Here is an 18205-nt window from a genome sequence, read left to right on the forward strand (position 1 = left end):
TAAAATGGGGGTTATTATGAGCAATGGTTTGTCCTCTCCCCACATCAATGGCCCAAGCTGGTTGAATACCGGGGTCGTCAATTTGTTAGCCGATAACCATTCTCCCCAGGGTTTGGAGTTGGCCAACCAGAACCTGGCTGGTTTAGTGTTTCCCCACGGAGATTTGAGCCAGGTTACCCTAATCGGCTGTGACCTCCGCTTTGCCAACCTAGAGGGGGCGGATTTGTCCGGGGCCAATCTGATTGCCGCTAGTCTTCATAAAAGCAATTTACGTCAGGCTAATCTTTGTCGGGCTTTATTAAACCGTTGTAATTTAAGTGAGGCGGATTTGACCGACGGGGACGCCAATGAAGCCTTTTTTTGCCAGGCGGTGTTTACCGAAGCAGAGGCCCATGGCCTGAATCTTTATCGGGCTAATCTCAGCCAAGCTAAGTTAATGAAAGCCCACCTACAGCAGGCCTATGCGCCGGAGGCGGATTTCAGTGCGGTGGCGGCGATCGCCGTTGATTTACGCTGGGCCAATCTAAGAAAAAGCAATTTCCGGGGGGCGGATTTGCGTTACGGCAATTTTCGGGGGGCCAATCTGGCCCAGGCGGATTTCACCGGAGCCAACCTGGCCGGGGCTAATTTGCGGGGGGTCAATTTGGTCGGCACTAACCTACAACGGGCTGATCTGAGCGATGTTACCTGGTAGATGTAAAAATCTTGCTTTCAACTTCGACAAAAATAATAGAAATTGACCTTTGCAATACCGTCGTTTTGGCCGCACTGAGCTAAATTTATCCGTTTTTTCCCTGGGTACCATGCGGGGCCTAGGCGATCGCCAACAATTCTTGGCCACGGCGGCAAGGGCCTTGGGGGGGGGCATTAACCACATTGAAACGGCGGCGGCCTACGGAGAAAGTGAGATTCATTTGGCAGAGTTGCTGAAAAATTACCAGCGGGAGGATTTTTACCTCACCAGTAAGGTTTGTCCCACGGAGAATCCAGGGAAATTCATCCAAGCCATTGATCGTTCCCTGCAACGGCTCCAGGTGGATTATTTAGATTGTTTTGCCATCCACGGCATCAATACCCCCCAGCATTGGCAATGGGTTCAAGAACTTTGGCCTGTGATTGAAACGGCCCAACAACAGGGAAAATTTCAACATCTTGGTTTTTCCACCCACGGTAGTTTGCCCTTAGTACAAGAAGTAATTGCTTCCGGGAAATTTGCCTTCGTTAATTTGCATTACTACTGGTTCAACCAACATCTCGCCCCGGCGATCGCCCTAGCTCACCAAAGGGATATGGGCATTTTTATCATTTCCCCCGCCGACAAGGGAGGGCAATTGTATGCACCGTCCGTAACCTTACAAAACCTCTGCCAACCTTTTACTCCCCTGGGTTTAACCTACCGTTTTCTTTTGAGTGACCCCCGCATTACCACCCTCAGTGTGGGCCCTGCCATACCCCAGGAATTGGACGAACCATTATCCCTAGGCGATCGCCTGGAACCGTTAAGCGATCAAGAACAGGCAATTTTGCAGAATTTAGTTGACCATCAACAACAAATATTGGGGATCGACGCTTGCCGCCAGTGTTATCAATGTTTACCCTGCCCGGAAGAAATTAATATTCCCGAAATTTTACGTCTGCGTAATTTAGCGGTGGCCTTTGATATGCAAACCTTTGGCCAGTATCGCTATCAAATGTTAGAAAATGCCGGGCACTGGTTCCCCGGTAAAAAAGGCGATCGTTGTACCGACTGTGGAGATTGCTTGCCCCGATGTCCCCATAATCTCAATATTCCTGACCTACTGCGGGATACCCACCAACGGTTGCGGGGTAAAAGCCGTCGTCGTTTATGGCAGGATTGATCATTGAGCTGAAAAGTTAAGACTTTCACTCTTTGTCTAATTGTCTAAACAAACCAAATTAATTAGGACAGAAGCCTATCGATACCATCTACGGCCAAGCCCAACGGCTCAAAACCAGTCAAATTAAGCAACTCCAGCGTCTCTATCAACAGCGTCTCCCCGGCGATCGCCTGCTGACGGTGGAATTAGCCCAGCGTTTAGGGGCCATCAGTCAGGAAATTAAACAGCCTGTTTCGGTGTATGTGAACCGACGGGGGCAAATTATGCGGGTGGGGGTAGGTACGCCCCGGCAAACCCAAATTCCGCCCCTGGAATTACCCCGCTATGGGGAGAAACGTTTATCAGGTATCCGTTGCCTCACCACAGATTTAAAAGGGGAAGCTCCCAGGGAATCCAGTCTAATTGCCATGGCCCTACAGAGGTTAGATGCGTTGGTGGTGTTGAACGTCACGGGTCAGGGTTTTGCCAAACGGGGCGGCGGCGTGACAGGCTATGTGGAAACAGGCTATTTAGCCCATTTATTACCCCAAGCTATTGAGGCGATCGGCGATACCGTAGCGGATTGGACCGTTTCCCCAGCGCTGGATTTGGAAGATTTAGCTGAAGAAGCCATCCTCGATTTGGTGGAAAGCCTAGAGGCAGAATTTGAGCGGGAATTCGTTGCTCGCCAGGTGGAGGCGGGGCAGGAAAGGGTTTTGGTGATGGGACTAAAAACCAGTGAGGTGGATGACCAAAGTTTTGCAGAGGGTTTGACGGAGTTAGAACGCTTAGTGGACTCCGCCGGGGGCCAGGTGCTCCAGGTCATGCGGCAAAATCGCAGTAAACCCCATCCCCAAACTGTAGTGGGGGAGGGCAAAGTGGAAGAATTAGCCCTGGCTGTACAAACCACCGGGGCAAATCTAGTGGTTTTTGACCGGGATCTGTCCGCTGCCCAGGTACGGAACCTCGAACAACGCTGTGGGGCTAGGGTAATTGACCGCACGGAATTAATTTTGGATATTTTTGCCCAGCGGGCCCAGTCCAGGGCCGGTAAATTACAGGTGGAATTGGCCCAATTAGAATACCTGCTACCCAAATTGGTGGGTCGGGGCCAGGGTATGTCCCGGCTGGGGGGCGGCATTGGCACCAGGGGCCCAGGGGAAACCAAGCTAGAAACAGAACGGCGTACCATCCAAAGTCGCATTGCCAAGTTGCAAAAACAGGTTAATGAGTTACAGTCCCATCGCTCCCGCCTCCGCAATCAACGGCAACAACAGGCTGTCCCCACCGTGGCGATCGTCGGCTATACCAATGCGGGCAAATCCACCCTGCTCAATGCCCTCACCCAAGCGGATATTTACGCCGCTGACCAACTGTTTGCCACGCTAGACCCCACCACCAGGCGTTTATCTTTGTTGGATCCGGACAGTCAAACCTACCAGCCAATTTTGTTAACCGATACGGTGGGCTTTATCCATCAATTGCCCGACGCTTTGGTGGATGCGTTTCGGGCCACCTTAGAGGAAGTAACGGAAGCGGATCTACTGCTCCAAGTAGTGGATTTATCTGACCAGGCTTGGCGACGACAAATTGCCTCCGTGGCCAATATTTTGGCGGAAATGCCCTTGGCTACAGCCCCCATGGTGATGGTGTTTAACAAAATTGACCAGGTTTCCAGTGAAGCTTTAGCGGCGGCCCAAGGGGATTACCCCCAGGCGATTTTTCTAGCGGCGGCCCAGGGTATTGGTTTAGAAACCTTAAAAAAACGTTTACTGGAACAAATTTTGGCAGATTTGGCCAGTTGATAAATTTTTCTGCTCCAATTACCAGCGAATTACGCTAGCAGCCCAGGTTAAACCAGCGCCAAAACCGGCTAGGGCAATTAAATCCCCCGGTGTAATTTTCCCCGCCCGCACGGCCTGATCCAGGGCCAAAGGGATGGAAGCAGCGGAAGTATTGCCGTAGTCCCCCACGTTACTGATGAGCTTTTCCGATGGAATCCCCAGGCGATCGCCAACGGCATCCATAATGCGTTGATTGGCTTGGTGGAGAATGACCCAATCCAAATCAGCGGTGGTCAACTGGGCTTTAAACAGCACTTTTTCAATAATCTCCGGCACCTTAGCCACAGCAAAGCGATACACTTCCCGGCCGTTCATGGTGATGGGTTGATAGCCCCCTTGGCCGACGGTTTTGCCAGGAATTAACTGCCGAGGTACTGCTTGGTAGGGCAAATTAAGACAACCATTGCTGCCACCATCGGTGTACATTTCAAAGGCCAATAAATTGTCTTGGGATTGGCGTTGTAAGACCACCGCCCCAGCCCCATCGCCGAACAAGACACAGGTGGTGCGGTCAGACCAATCTACCCAACGGGAAAGCACATCCCCCCCCACTAATAGAATATTTTGGTAAACGCCGGTGCGTAAAAACTGGGCCGCCACGTTTAATCCCACCACAAAGCCAGAACAGGCCGCGGTCAGGTCGAAAGCAAAAGCTCTGGTGGCCCCCAGTCCCCCTTGAATTTGAGCGGCACTGCCAAACAGATCATCGGGGGTGGAGGTGGCCAAAATAATTAAATCCAAATCCTCCGGCTGTAGTTCTGCCATGGCCAGCGCTTGTTGTCCGGCTTTTATCCCCAAACTGGCCAGGCCCTCGGCGGGAGAACAAATATAACGTTGACGCATACCCGTGCGGGATTGAATCCACTCGTCGGAAGTCTCAACAATGTTGCTCAGGTCTTGATTTGTTAAACTCTGGTCGGCGATCGCCGTGCCACTGCCAATAATTTTGAGGCCACTGCCAAGGGTATTCAAAAGTCCTGACTCCCGCTGATGTCATGGTGAGCGATTACAGGCTTAAAGCATAGGACAAAGCCGGCCCCCGAGTCACTATGGCCAGGGGACTTTCTAGATATTCTGCAATTCTTCGGTTTTTTGTCGTTCCATCAACAGGGAAGTGGAATTGTTAATCCGTACAGAAACCTGATTATCGATTGCCTCCTTAGCCAGGCGAATGGCGTTGAAAATCGACCCACTGCGGGAACTGCCATGGCTAATCACACAAATCCCATCGACCCCGAACAGCAAGGCTCCTCCATGTTCTGCATGGTCCACCCTTTGCTTAATACGTTTGAGGTTGGGAGCCAAAAGAATGGCACCTAATTTGCCCCGCCAGCCCCTGGGAAGTTCTTCCTTAACAATGCTCAGTAAAATTTCCCCCACCGCTTCAGCAAATTTAAGCACAATATTGCCGACAAAACCGTCACAAACAATCACATCAAAGTTACCGGAAAGTACGTCCCGCCCTTCGGCGTTACCCACAAAGGGAATTTGCGGATTACTTTCTAGCAATTCATGGGTTTGCAAGGCCACAGTGTTACCTTTGTTTGCCTCTTCACCAATGTTAAGCAGACCCACTTTGGGGCTATCAACCCCCAACACATACTGGCTGTACACTGTCCCCATTAGGGCAAACTGTTCCAGATATTTGGGCTTGCAGTCCACATTGGCCCCCACGTCTAGCACAATTACCGATTTCCCGGGAATCATCGTGGGAAAAAGGGTGCCGATCGCCGGCCGGTCAATGCCTTTTAAACGTCCTAGCCGTAGCAGGGCCGCCGCCATAGCCGCCCCCGAATGGCCAGCGGAAACCACCGCATCGGCCTGTTTTTCTTTGACCAAATTCATGGCCACATTAATGGAAGCTTTGGGTTTGCGGCGCACCACCACCGCATCTTCCTCCATTTCCACCACCCCTTCCGCATCGACAATGGTAAGGTGAATGCCCTGATGGGGATGGCGGTTTAAACAATCCTCAATGGCTTGGCGATCGCCGACAAGAAAAATTTCCACATCTAATTCCTGACTCGCCCGGATAGCACCGATAACAATCTCTTCGGGGGCATAGTCACCTCCCATTGCGTCTAAAGCAATTTTCGCCCGCATTACAGCCATTGATCACAACCCATTGAATCTCAAAAATTGTAGCAGACAGCCCGGGGAAGCAGAACTTTTCGCCATTCAACCGATTAACTTAACCAATGGCCTGCACCTGTTTTCCCTGCTCTTGTTTTTCCTTGAGGACACGGCGGACAAAATGGATCATCTTAATGTCGTTTTCTTGGATGTGGTGCCTGAGCCAATCAGCCAGAAAACTCGAAACATCGAAGAAAACAGCCAAAGTACTTTCTTCGTGTTGTAAACGAAACTGTAGATCCATCACCTGTTTGGTTAATTTTTCGTGGATGGTGCGGTGCTCAAACAAATGGGGATAGTCCAAGCTCCACATCAATTCTTCTTCGCAACGGAAATGGAACCCAGTGTATTCAAGCAAGTCCGCCAGTAATAAACTCAGTTCTTCCCTGGTGATGGGTTTTTGTAGAGATTCATCCAGGGAATTAATCAGGGAAAACAAATGTTGGTGCTGTAAATCAATTAATTCATAACCACAGGCCAAATCTTCAGACCAAACAGCAATGCCCATGTAACTGTCCTCGTTAGTTCTCCACCCTCTACTCTCCATTCTAGTTAGCCAGGGGAGGAACCGCATCAGCCCACCAGCAGGTTTTCCTCTGGGTATTTAATCAAACTGGGCTTAGGATCTCCAACAATCGCCGCCATCAAAATCGTAATCCCCACCCGGCCAATGAACATGGTCACAACTAACACCAATTGGGACAGGGGTTTTAGTTCCGGGGTAATGCCGAGGGAAAGTCCCACCGTAGCAAAGGCGGACACTGCTTCAAATGCCAAAGACACAGTTTCCTGTTCCGCTTCCAAAAAAATTAGCAAGCTCAAGCTACAAACCACCGTCACCACTGAGCCAAATACCACGGCGATCGCCTTGAGAATTAACTGGGGGGGGATACAGCGGTCATCAATAATTACCCTTTCTTGGCCCCGCAAAGCTGACCGAGTGCAGTTGGCCAAAATGGCAAAGGTCGTGGTTTTGATCCCTCCTCCGGTGCCACTGGGACTAGCACCAATGAACATCAACAACATCACCAGCACCAAACTAGTGGAACTAAGATCATTCAAATCAATGGTGTTAAAACCCGCTGTCCGGGTGGTCACCGATTGAAACCAGGCAATTAACAAACGGTCCTGCAAGGAAAACTGAGCTAAGGCCTGATTGCCCTGGGCTTCCAAAATAAGAATGCCGAAAAAGCCCAACAACAGCAGGAAGATTGTTACCCGCACCACCACCCTGAGGTTGAGGGAAAAAGCAAACCGCCGCTGGGACTTTTTAACTTTTCGCACTAGCCAAAAATAGGATTCAATAATTACCTGGTAGCCAATGCCACCGAAAATAATCAGGGCCGAAACCGCCAAATTGACGGTTAACGAACTTTGATAGCCAATCAAACCGTCCGAAAAAAGACTAAACCCAGCATTATTAAAAGCGCTGATGCTGTGGAAAAGAGCATACCAGAGGGCCCTGGTGGGCGGGTAATCCTGGACGAAAACTCCGAAAAGAATAATAGTCCCGGTAATTTCAAAAATTAAAGTGGTGGCAATAACTGACTTAATTAGATTATTACTACCCTGGGCAAAGCGATGGTCGAAGGATTCTTGGATAGCAAACCTTTGCTGTAAATCGAATTTGCGTCCAATCAGAATCATCAAAAAAGTGGTCAGGGTCATATAGCCCAATCCTCCCAACTGGGCCAGCAACACCACCGTTAATTCACCCCAAAAGGAAAAATACTTACTCACGTCCACCACACTCAGCCCTGTGACGCAAACAGCCGAAGTGGAGGTAAACAAAGCCACCAAAGGACTGCCCCATTCCCCAGTACTGGTGGCAAAAGGCATTAACAATAACAACGTGCCCACGGCGATCGCCGCAATGAAACCGAGGCAAATAGTACGGGAAATGGTCATTCCAGCAGATAAGAGTAAGAAGTTAGGTTCGCAGAGTGCCCCAGGTGGGACACCAAGGTTCCATAGAGGGACTCCAATTGGACCATATTGGCGGCAAAAGTGTAGCGCTCCAGTACCCTTTCCCTTGCCTTACGTCCCAAAAGCTCCGTAATTTCTGGATGGTCCCTTAGTAAGGGTAGAAGAATTTTTAATTGAGCCGTTACCCCCTGGGTTTTGAGCACAATGCCCGCCCCGTTTTCCAACACTTCCCCATCTGCCCCCGCATCGGTGGCCACACAGGCAGTGCCACAGGCCATAGCTTCCAACAAAGAAAGGGACAAGCCCTCTACCAGGGAAGGCAAAATAAAGGCATCGGCAGCCCGCAACAGTTGAATCCGGGTCAACTCATCGGCCACAAACCCCAGCCAATGTACCCCCATTTCCGGGCCATAGTGGGTCTGTAGGGTGGATTTTAAAATGCCGTCCCCTACCATGAGTAATTTGCAATGGGGGCCCATATCAGAAAACTTCCAGCCTTTGAGCAGAGCCTCCACATTCTTTTCCGGGGCAATGCGTCCTAAGTAAATAAATAGGCGCCGGGCTTGGTACTGTTTTTTCAGATCATTTTCCCCGGGACAATAACGCTCCACCGCCACTCCGTTGGGGATAATGGCTAGGCGCTGGCGGGGTACCCCTAGTTTGAGCAACAGGTTTCGCTGTAGACGGGAAAAGACGATCACCTTATCGTACTGGGCCAACGAGGGAGCATAGAGTTGATAGGTTAAAAATTGGGTACTGGAGGAGAAATTACGGAGCTTGCTGTCGAAGGGGGGATGAAAGGTGGCAATCAGGGGCAGGCCCAACTCCTCGCAAATTTCCGGTAAACGAAAATCTAATGGGGAAAGGGTCAGTGACGCATGGACTATATCCGGCTTCAATTTTGCTAGGGCATCGGCCAGCACCCGGTTGGAACGGGGGGTAGGGATGGTGTAAATGGTGGACTTAAACAGAAACGGCAAAGCCACCTCAGCGCATGCCCTTTCAGTGGGAGGATCCCCTTCATCCTCCTGGGCAAAATGTAAAAAGCTCACCTGATGGCCCCGGTCTAATAATGCATTGGTGACCTCTCGACCGTAGGTTACATTGCCGCAAAAAGGCGTTTTCTTTCCTAACCAAGCAATATGCATTCAAATAACCAGACCATGAACGAAACCGTGACAATCAGGGAACGGCAAAGGGAACTATAAACTCGGGCATCTGTAAATTTCTTCGCCAATCATAGGTGATCTTTTGGCTTCTGGCGATGTATCCCCGGGCTTAAGCACTGATTAAACTGCCCATGGCCCGACCCATATTGGCGGGGTTGAGGGCGTCGAGGGCCGCAGTGGGTTCATAGCCACAATGCACCATGCAGTCTTGGCATTTGGGATTATCACTTTTGGGACCATAGTTTTCCCATTCGGTTTGCTCCAGCAGTTGCTGAAAACTTTGGTAGTAGCCTTCGTTGAGTAGGTAGCAGGGTTTCTGCCATCCCAGCACGCTGTAACTAGGACTCCCCCAGGGAGTGCAATCATAGTCCTTTTCCCCCATGAGGAAGTCTAAAAATAGGGGATTATGGTTGAAATTCCAGGCTTTTTTACCCTTGTTCCAAGGGGCTAGTAATTCCCGGAACAAGGCTTTGGTTTGCTCCCGTTTAAGGAAATGGTCTTGATCCGGGGCCCATTCATAGCTGTAACCAGGGGAAATCATCATGCCATCGATGCCCAGGGTTTGAAGGTAGTCAAAAAAGCTCTGCATTTCCTCCACGTTGGCCCCGTCAAACACCGTGGTGTTGGTGGTTACCCGGAATCCTTTGGCTTTAGCCGCTTTGATGGCCGCAACCGCTTTGTCAAATACGCCCTGGCGATCGACGCATTTATCGTGGTGTTCCCTGGGGCCATCAAGGTGAATACTGAAGGTTAGGTAGGGGGAGGGCTGGAATTTGTCCAAGCTTTTTTCCAGCAAAATTGCATTCGTACAAAGATAAATAAACTTCCGACGGTCTACTAAACCTCGCACAATTTCATCAATTTGGGGATGGAGCAAAGGTTCGCCGCCGGGGATGGAAACTACTGGGGCGCCGCATTCTTCCACTGCCCGGAAACAATCCTCGGGGGAGAGGTTCTGTTTGAGAATTTCCGTAGGATGTTGAATTTTTCCACAGCCTTGACAGGCCAAGTTACAGCGGAATAGGGGTTCCAGCATCAACACCAGGGGAAAACGCTTTTTGCCTTGGAGCCGCTGGCTGACGATGTAGCTACCTACCACTAGGGCTTGCTTAAAGGATACGGCCATGATCTGTTTCACACCACCATAAATTTTTAATTATCACCAAAAGTATGACACGGGAAAAGGCGGCCCTTCCTGACCGAGTTGGAGCAAAAAAAGGGAAGCCGGAGCCTCCCTTAAAGTTTATGAGAAAAAAGTTGTTAGGGCACTAGATTGACCCAGACCAAACCTTAGTAGTCGAAGTCACCACCGGGGGCACCAGCGGGAGCTTTTTCTTTTTCCGGTTTGTCGACAACGATACATTCGGTGGTCAGCACCATGCCGGCGATGGAGGCAGCATTTTGCAGAGCAGAACGGGTTACTTTGGCGGGGTCAACGATACCAGCGGCCAGCATGTCCACATACTCGAGGCTAGCGGCGTTGTAACCAACGTTGAACTCCTTCTCTTTGACCCGTTCGGAAATTACGGCACCGTTTTGACCGGCGTTTTCCGCAATCCGTTTTAGGGGAGCAGGCAAAGCCCGGGCTACGATTAGCGCACCGGTGAGTTCTTCGTCTTTGAGGTTGCCATTGGCCCACTCTTCCAATTGGGGAGCTAAGTGAGCCAGGGTGGTACCACCACCGGGAACAATACCTTCTTCCACAGCGGCTTTGGTGGCGTTGATGGCATCTTCCAAGCGGAGTTTGCGGTCTTTCATTTCGGTTTCTGTGGCGGCACCAACTTTGATTACCGCTACACCACCGGCCAATTTAGCCAAACGCTCTTGGAGTTTTTCTTTGTCGTAGCTAGAATCGGTCTCTTCGATCTGACGACGGATTTGCTCACAGCGGGATTTGACTGCGGCTTCGTTACCTTCGGCCACAATGGTGGTGTTGTCTTTGGTGATGTTGATGCGACGGGCAGAACCGAGGCTATCGACGGTGGCACTTTCCAGTTTCAAGCCAGCATCTTCGCTGATTACTTGACCGCCGGTGAGGGTGGCAATGTCTTCCAACATTTGTTTACGGCGATCGCCAAAGCCGGGGGCTTTCACAGCGGCCACATTCAACACACCGCGCAGACGGTTAACGACCAGGGTAGCCAAAGCTTCTTTTTCAATGTCTTCGGCGATGATCAACAGGGGCTTACCTTGGCGGGCCACTTGTTCGAGGATGGGCACTAAGTCCTGCACCAGGTTGATTTTTTTGTCGGTGATCAAAATCCGGGGATCTTCCAGGACAGCCTCCATCCGTTCCGCATCGGTGACGAAGTAGGGGGAAATATAGCCCTTGTCGAAGCGCATCCCTTCGGTGATTTCCAACTCGGTGGTCATGGATTTGCCTTCTTCCAGGGAAATAACCCCTTCTTGGCCTACTTTATCCATGGCATTGGCAATCATTTGGCCAACTTCTTCATCGTTACCGGCGGAAATAGCTCCCACCTGGGCGATCGCCTTGGAGTCTCCCACGGGTTGAGCGTGCTCTTTGATGCGGGCAACGAGGAAATCAGTGGCCTTATCAATACCCCGCTTGAGGGAAATGGGGTTAGCACCAGCGGCCACATTCCGTAAACCCTCTTTAACAATGGCGTGGGCCAAAACCGTAGCGGTGGTGGTACCATCCCCAGCCACATCATTGGTTTTGGATGCCGCTTGGCGAATTAGGGAAACCCCGGTGTTTTCCACATGGTCTTCCAGTTCAATCTCTTTGGCAATGGTGATCCCGTCGTTAATAATTTGGGGAGAACCAAATTTTTTCTCGAGCACCACATTACGACCTTTGGGACCGAGGGTAACGGCAACGGCTTCCGCCAAAATGTCCATACCCCGTTCTAGGGCACGGCGGGCTTCGTCATTGTAAATGATGGATTTAGCCATAAAAGTAAAACCTCGTGGGCAAATTAATGGAATAGATGAATGGGTAAAATCCTGAAAGCTTTAACACCGCTCAGGATTGGTAAAAATTAATCGACCTAGGCAACGGAGGCCAAAATATCTTTTTCAGTTAACAGAACATAGTCGTCGCCACCGAGTTTGATATCGGTGCCAGCATATTTGGAATAGAGAACTTTATCGCCAACTTTGACTTCCACAGGGGAGTAGCTGCCGTCATCGTTGCGTTTGCCGGGGCCCACCTGGACAACCTCACCAATTTGGGGCTTTTCTTTGGCATTATCGGGCAACAAAATACCCCCAGCGGTTTTTTCTTCAGCGGGGCTTACTTTAACAAACACCCGATCGCCAAGGGGTTTCACAGTAGAAACATTGATGGTAATAGCGGCCATAGAAGTCATCCTCCAGATGATAGTCTTTCACGGACAGTACTTAACTTGGAGGGGGGTTAGCACTCCCACCTCACGAGTGCTAATTTAGCTAAATTGCTTGACCCAGCGCAACAGTCGTTTAAGTGTGGTTTCCCGAACTCGGGGCAAAAAATTGGGATCTGATTCAGATTTTTAGATTCAAAATTGCCTGGAGGCGATCGCTGCTTTTGTTCAGGACGGGGTCTTCAGTGACCAAACTCTTGGCAACGTATATCATATATGTATTTATATGTGCATGAACTTTAAGTATGGCATTTTCTTTCTGGCCATTTCTCCGCCATTTGTTTTTGAGTTAAATGACCATTTTCCTCCGCAAATTCTTTGAATTTATTCAAGTCATTGATTTTTAGTTATGGGCCATGATGATAATCCGTTACTGGACACACACCTCCTGTTTCCTGTTTCTTTATTAATCCACGAGTCTAGCGTGTTGCGACGAATGTTTAGCTTCCGACACATCTAGCTTTTTTCTTGCCTCTTTCCACTGCACCCACTGCTTTTTTTAAGATCAATGCTGTAGGGAGCTGGGATCCTTTTTTTTCCTTATCTGTTTCCTATATCATGTCCTAATCTACACAATTTTTGCTATAGATTATGGTATAGAAAGCATTGTAATCATAGATGAAGCCGGTTTTGAAGAGTTTGCGTCCTCGGTGTATGAATGGTCAAAAAGAGTAGAAAGAATGTGTGGAGAGAGACAAGGAAAAAGAGGAGCAAAAGAAAACCTTGTAGTAGGTAGAAGAAAAAATAGAAAAGAGCTAATAGTAGCAATGCTATTTATTGAAAATTTAAATGCCGCAGGTTTTGAAGGGGGGCTTGAATTATGTTTGATGCCTGCATTGACAATTACATGAGTGTCAATTATGGATAATGTGTCTAATCATAAAAAAGTAGGATTAAAAGAACGGTGAAAGAGGCAGGATACAAAGTTTCATTTTTACCTACCTACTCACCGGATGTTAACGATATAGAGCATGATTTTAGTGCACTGAGAAACAACAAGAACATATGCCTCTAAAGATATCAGCATGGATGAAATTATCCGTAACTACTGTGCACCTTGACGCCCTACATTTAGTTTAAACAGCAATAATTACCAATTGTCTGGTCTCCAATTAACTATGGATTTTTCGCTAAATCTCTGCACAGGAGTAAAGCTCACTGCTGCTTGATTTCACCACAATCACTGATGACGATCGCCTGTTTAGTTTTTCCACTTTGGGAACCATTGGCTTCTAGTTGTTCCAGAATTTCTAAGCCTTCTACCACTTCACCGAAAACTACGTGTTTACCATCAAGCCAGGGACAGGGAACAAAGGTTAAAAAGAATTGGGAGCCGTTGGTGTTGGGCCCCGCATTGGCCATGGATAGTAGACCAGGGCGGTCGTGCTTTAACTGGAAATTTTCATCGGCAAATTTTTCCCCATAAATGGACTCACCGCCGGTGCCGTTCCCCCGGGTAAAATCCCCACCCTGGGCCATGAAATCCGTAATGACCCGGTGGAAATGGGAGCCTTTAAAATGCAGGGGTTTACCGGCTTTACCCACACCCTTTTCCCCAGTGCAGAGGGCCCGGAAATTTTCAGCGGTCTTGGGGGTAACTTCGTCAAACAATTCCATCACAATGCGACCTGCGGTATCGTCACCGATGGTAATATCAAAAAAAACTTTGCTCATCGTACAAATTTCATTGGGCAACCCATTCTACCAGATTCTTGAAGGGCAATATTTTGGCCAAGGGGAATAAGAGCCTGTTGGCAAAGTTTCTGTTTATTCCCTTAACTAACCCAGTAAAGCTCCGGCAATGATGGGTAACTTGTATCTACTCTCCCCACAACTTTTGAAGCAGGGGAGGATTGTAAAACACGCTCTAAGCAAAAAGAGGAACAGTCAAGGCAAACAATAATCCCGCCACCACTAACCATTGGAGCCACTGTAGACTTTTTGAAGATAGCTTCCAGCGAAAATCCCTGAGCCATTGCTGGGGATTATCCTTAGCCCTGCGGCCCCAACTCACCATCGATCGCCAGAGGGCAATTCCCCCCACTTTGGCACTGAATAGTAAATGGAATCCTAAACAGAGGACAACTACTAACCAGCCCAGGAGATGGAAAAAGTAGGGCAGATGATTGAGTTCTTTTTGGGGTAACCAACTTTCCTGCATCATGCGTCCGCTGACCACCGCCATGGTTAAAGCCACCAGCATGAGGCTATTGGCCAATCTCTGCAATGCAAGCCAAAAGCCAGCACTGCCCGGTCGTTTTAGCTGTGGCCAACTTTGGTCAGACCATAAATAGCGATCGCCAAGGTGGAAGCAGTAGAGGGCAAAGGGAAACATGAGCAGAAATAGGGCCAAAGCTCCGGTGCCATGGAGATCCTGGGTATAGTAGGGCTTCGGCAACGGCAAAGATCCCCAGCGACCGTCATAGGTGTTGTAGACCCAAAAGCCACTGGCGATCGCCAACAGGGTTAACAGGGCCATGGCCCCATGGAGGAGCCGCAGTAGCAGGGATTGATAGGGACGGGTCGGAGACATACGGAAAACTTTATGGTCAGGAAATTACAACAAACCTAGAGAACTAGGCCATGTCAGTGGTCTCCTGGGCCGGTATGGCATTGCCCTCAGCGTTACGGTTTAGTTTCAACACCAACACCGAGAGGGGGGGTAAGCATAAATCCAAGGAATAGGGCTGTTCATGGAAAGACCATTCCTCCGTCCATTTTCCGCCCAGATTGCCCATGTTACTACCGCCATACTGCCGGGCATCACTGTTAAATAACTCCGTGTAGAAGCCTGCCTCCGGCACTCCCACCCGGTAATGGCTATGGGGTTGGGGGGTGAAATTACAAATGGTCACCACAAATTCGGCGCTATTTTTAGCCCGGCGAATAAAAGAAACTACACTGTGGCGGTTATCACTGCAATCGATCCATTGGAAACCCGCTTCTTCAAAATCATTGCTGTATAAAGCCGGCTCATTTTTATACAAATTGTTCAATTCAGTGAAGAATTGTTTTAACTGTTGATGGGGCGGATAATTGAGCAGATGCCATTCCAAATCTCCCCACACATTCCACTCACTCCACTGGCCAAATTCCATGCTCATAAACATGGTTTTCTTGCCGGGATGGGTGAACATATAGGTGAATAAGGCCCTAACGTTGGCGTACTTTTGCCATTCATCCCCAGGCATTTTACCCAGCATATTGCTCTTACCGTGCACCACCTCGTCGTGGGAGAGGGCCAGCATATAATTTTCGCTGTGGTTGTACCACATACTAAAAGTAATACTGTTTTGGTGAAACTGGCGGAACCAGGGGTCCATGCTGAAATAGTCGAGCATGTCGTGCATCCAACCCATATTCCATTTGAGGTTAAAGCCCAAACCCCCAACATAGGTAGGCCAGGACACCATGGGCCAGGAAGTGGATTCCTCCGCAATGGACAGGATACCGGGGAAGTAGCTATAAACAACGCTGTTTACCTGCCGTAGAAAGTCCGCCGCTTCTAGGTTTTCCCTACCGCCGTACTCATTGGCCACCCATTCCCCTTCCTCTCGGCAATAATCCAGGTAAAGCATGGAAGCTACCGCATCCACCCGCATGCCGTCAATGTGATATTTATCGAACCAGAACAGGGCATTGGCCACCAAGAAGTTCCGCACTTCGTTGCGGCCATAGTTAAAGATTAGGGTGCCCCATTCCTTATGTTCGCCTTTACGGGGATCGCCATGTTCGTACAAATGGGTCCCATCAAAAAAGGCTAGGCCATGGCCATCTTTGGGAAAATGCCCCGGCACCCAGTCGATGATTACGCCAATGCCGTTGAGGTGACATTGATCGACAAAATACATGAAGTCTTCGGGACTGCCAAAGCGGGAAGTGGGGGCATAATACCCTGTCACCTGATAACCCCAGGAGCCGTCAAAGGGATGTTCGGCGATCGGCAGTAGCTCAATGTGGGTATAGCCCAATTCCTTGACGTAGGGGATGAGTTTATCCACCAGCTCGTAATAGGTCAAAAATCTGGCGCCGGTATTCCATTCCGAAACTTCTACCGGAACCCCATCCCCATGGAGGGTTTTCACCGGTTCATCGTAGGCGGTATGGAGCCAGGAGCCTAAATGGAGTTCGTAAACGGAAACTGGTTTGCTGAGGGGATCACTGGTACGTCTAGCTTCTAGCCAATCTTCGTCGTGCCATTGGTAATTGTCCAGATCCGCCACAATGGAAGCGGTTTTGGGGCGCACTTCTTGATAAAAACCGTAGGGATCAGTCTTTTCGTAGATGTGGCCTTCCCAGTTTTTGATTTCGTACTTGTAGGAGGTGCCGACCCCCAACTCAGGAATAAATAATTCCCAGACCATATTGTTGCGTTTCCGCATTTGGTGCAGTCTACCGTCCCAATTGTTGAAGTCCCCCAAAATAGAGACATTGCGGGCATTGGGAGCCCACACAGCGAAATAGACCCCTTTCACCCCATCCACTGTCATCAGATGGGCGCCAAGTTTTTCGTAAATGCGATGATGGTTCCCTTCCCCAAATACGTGGAGGTCAAAATCCGTCAGTTTGGGGGTTTTAAAACCGTAGGGATCGTAAATTACCCTTTCGTGGCCATTTTCACTGATCCGCAGTTGGTAATTCTTCGGTTCTTCCAACTCCAACACGCATTCAAAAAAGTTGGGATGGTGGGCCGTGGTCATCACCACTTCCCGGCGATCGGTGGGGAGCAGCACTGTTACCGCTTCAGCGGTGGGTAGATAGGCACGAATGACCCATTGATTGACCTTGCCGTGGTCCCCAAGGGGATGGCAGCCCAACACTTCAAAGGGATCGTGGTGAAGATTATGGACAATCTGATGGACTTGGTCAGCGTTGATGGTGTAGGTCATTCGGCTATGGTGATTTTTAAACGTTGGCTGTACTGCAAGGAGTCTGCCTAGCCAAAGCTAGGGGAAGACAACTCGCTTCGCTGGCAATATTCCTACTCCTGGCTATGACTGCGGGAAAAGGATTTTGATTCAGGAATAAACCTACTTTATACACTTTTTTGCGGTTTTCCCCTGGCTGACCATAATTTGTAAAGCATTAGATCAGGCAATAATTTGAACATTCCAACCTAGCCAATGGCGGATTGGGGCACATTGAGGGGAACAGTTAGGGGCACCCCCACCTGGGGTTCCAATAGGGAAGCTTGTATCCCTTCGTTACTTAGGGACTGGCGAAATTGGTCGAGATCGCCGTCTAGACGTAAAACTTTAGTCAGTAAACCCCCATAACTTAATTCTGCCGCTCCGGAGGTGGGAACGATCGCCTGGGGATTGACCATTTTACAAAGCTCTATGGTGGTTTTTTGACCATTGAGCACCGGCAGGAATCCGAGGATATTAATACCAATGACGGGGGTTAAAACCACATCAATGGGCCCCAGGTCTTGTAATTGGGGAGAGTGGAAACCGTGGGGTTCGTAGTAGAGTTTGGTTCCAGTTTGTAGATCCGTTAACACATAGGCATTTTCCACCAGGGTGGGGCCAATGGGGGAACCGGGCAGGGCAAGGATTTCCACCCGGTCATGGAGGACAAATTTTTGATTATGGGGCAAAGGCTGAACCTGTGCATAGCCTAAACCAGTTGCCACTTCAGCGGCCTTAGGGGAACCGAGGACAGGGCAAGTTTTATCCAACTTTTTTAATGTGGGGGGATGGGCATGGTCTTCCAAACCTTGGGACAGCAAAATGAGGTCAATGTTTTCGGGAATTGCCAAGGGCTGGGAGCGAAAACCGCGAAATAACCAGGGAGTATTGCCAAAGGTTAAGTCCCCCACTAACCAAGGATCGAGCAAAATTCTCTGTCCGCCAATTTGAATTAACCAAGAGTTGCTGTCGTACCAAGTTAGTTCCATAACCAAATTTTTCCCTGCGGATTTTCTCCTC

17 protein-coding genes are annotated in these 18205 nt (G+C 49.4%); 5 read left to right on the plus strand and 12 right to left on the minus strand.

Translation table 11 applies throughout. The features are described 5' to 3' along the window. Positions 1-16: 16 nt before the first annotated feature. The 3 genes from D082_RS06230 (at position 17) to hflX (ending at position 3643) form a co-directional block, all read left to right on the plus strand. Entirely contained in the window at positions 17-694 is a 678-nt protein-coding gene (locus D082_RS06230) for a pentapeptide repeat-containing protein (RefSeq protein ID WP_238546864.1), read from the plus strand. A 109-nt stretch (positions 695-803) separates the two neighbouring features. After that, positions 804-1859, plus strand: a complete 1056-nt coding sequence (locus D082_RS06235) for an aldo/keto reductase (RefSeq protein WP_051738923.1) — start codon at positions 804-806, stop codon at positions 1857-1859. Positions 1860-2038: 179 nt separating this feature from the next. After that, the gene (gene hflX / locus D082_RS06240; protein WP_028948849.1) at positions 2039-3643 is read left to right on the plus strand and encodes a GTPase HflX; all 1605 of its coding nucleotides are present in this window, start codon (positions 2039-2041) and stop codon (positions 3641-3643) included. 18 nt (positions 3644-3661) lie between these two features. Here hflX and D082_RS06245 read toward each other — a convergent pair whose 3' ends face one another. The 8 genes from D082_RS06245 to groES form a co-directional block, all read right to left on the minus strand. Further along, positions 3662-4654 carry a beta-ketoacyl-ACP synthase III gene (locus tag D082_RS06245; protein ID WP_028948848.1) on the minus strand — a complete coding sequence of 331 codons (993 nt, stop codon included), beginning with the start codon at positions 4652-4654 and terminating at the stop codon, positions 3662-3664. 93 nt (positions 4655-4747) lie between these two features. Further along, positions 4748-5794: a phosphate acyltransferase PlsX gene (plsX, locus tag D082_RS06250; protein ID WP_028948847.1), complete on the minus strand. Its 1047-nt coding sequence runs from the start codon at positions 5792-5794 to the stop codon at positions 4748-4750. A gap of 79 nt (positions 5795-5873) precedes the next feature. Beyond that, on the minus strand, positions 5874-6323 hold the full coding sequence (locus tag D082_RS06255; protein ID WP_051738708.1) for a bacteriohemerythrin: 450 nt from the start codon (positions 6321-6323) through the stop codon (positions 5874-5876). A 65-nt stretch (positions 6324-6388) separates the two neighbouring features. After that, complete coding sequence (locus D082_RS06260) at positions 6389-7723, minus strand: TrkH family potassium uptake protein (protein ID WP_028948846.1); 1335 nt, start codon at positions 7721-7723, stop codon at positions 6389-6391. Further along, positions 7720-8889, minus strand: coding sequence for a glycosyltransferase family 4 protein (locus tag D082_RS06265; protein ID WP_038530396.1), 1170 nt, complete (start codon positions 8887-8889; stop codon positions 7720-7722). The genes D082_RS06260 and D082_RS06265 overlap by 4 nt, the downstream gene beginning before the upstream one ends. 130 nt (positions 8890-9019) lie before the next feature. Further along, positions 9020-10036 (minus strand): adenosyl-hopene transferase HpnH, encoded by a 1017-nt coding sequence (gene hpnH / locus D082_RS06270; RefSeq protein ID WP_028948844.1) that lies wholly within the window; start codon positions 10034-10036, stop codon positions 9020-9022. 164 nt (positions 10037-10200) lie between these two features. Beyond that, on the minus strand, positions 10201-11826 hold the full coding sequence (groL, locus tag D082_RS06275; RefSeq protein ID WP_028948843.1) for a chaperonin GroEL: 1626 nt from the start codon (positions 11824-11826) through the stop codon (positions 10201-10203). Positions 11827-11921: 95 nt separating this feature from the next. Continuing rightward, the gene (groES, locus tag D082_RS06280; RefSeq protein WP_028948842.1) at positions 11922-12233 is read right to left on the minus strand and encodes a co-chaperone GroES; all 312 of its coding nucleotides are present in this window, start codon (positions 12231-12233) and stop codon (positions 11922-11924) included. Positions 12234-12925: 692 nt separating this feature from the next. Between groES and D082_RS18280 the strand changes: the two genes are divergently transcribed. Together D082_RS18280 and D082_RS19410 are read left to right on the plus strand one after the other, a co-directional pair. Then, a complete protein-coding gene (locus D082_RS18280; protein WP_144428720.1) occupies positions 12926-13126 on the plus strand; it encodes a hypothetical protein in 201 nt (66 codons plus the stop codon). 41 nt (positions 13127-13167) lie between these two features. Continuing rightward, positions 13168-13290, plus strand: a complete 123-nt coding sequence (locus tag D082_RS19410) for a hypothetical protein (RefSeq protein WP_369796144.1) — start codon at positions 13168-13170, stop codon at positions 13288-13290. A 140-nt stretch (positions 13291-13430) separates the two neighbouring features. Here the strand turns inward: D082_RS19410 and D082_RS06285 are convergent, their stop codons facing one another. From D082_RS06285 to D082_RS06300, 4 genes are all read right to left on the minus strand, one after another. Next, positions 13431-13949: a peptidylprolyl isomerase gene (locus tag D082_RS06285; protein WP_028948841.1), complete on the minus strand. Its 519-nt coding sequence runs from the start codon at positions 13947-13949 to the stop codon at positions 13431-13433. A gap of 193 nt (positions 13950-14142) precedes the next feature. Further along, positions 14143-14808, minus strand: a complete 666-nt coding sequence (locus D082_RS06290) for a cytochrome b/b6 domain-containing protein (protein WP_028948840.1) — start codon at positions 14806-14808, stop codon at positions 14143-14145. Between the two features lie 43 nt (positions 14809-14851). Next, complete coding sequence (glgB, locus tag D082_RS06295; RefSeq protein ID WP_028948839.1) at positions 14852-17164, minus strand: 1,4-alpha-glucan branching enzyme; 2313 nt, start codon at positions 17162-17164, stop codon at positions 14852-14854. A 227-nt stretch (positions 17165-17391) separates the two neighbouring features. Continuing rightward, positions 17392-18174, minus strand: coding sequence for an MBL fold metallo-hydrolase (locus D082_RS06300; RefSeq protein WP_028948838.1), 783 nt, complete (start codon positions 18172-18174; stop codon positions 17392-17394). Between the last annotated feature and the right edge of the window lie 31 nt (positions 18175-18205).

It is taken from the genome of Synechocystis sp. PCC 6714 (assembly GCF_000478825.2).
Lineage (GTDB): Bacteria > Cyanobacteriota > Cyanobacteriia > Cyanobacteriales > Microcystaceae > Synechocystis.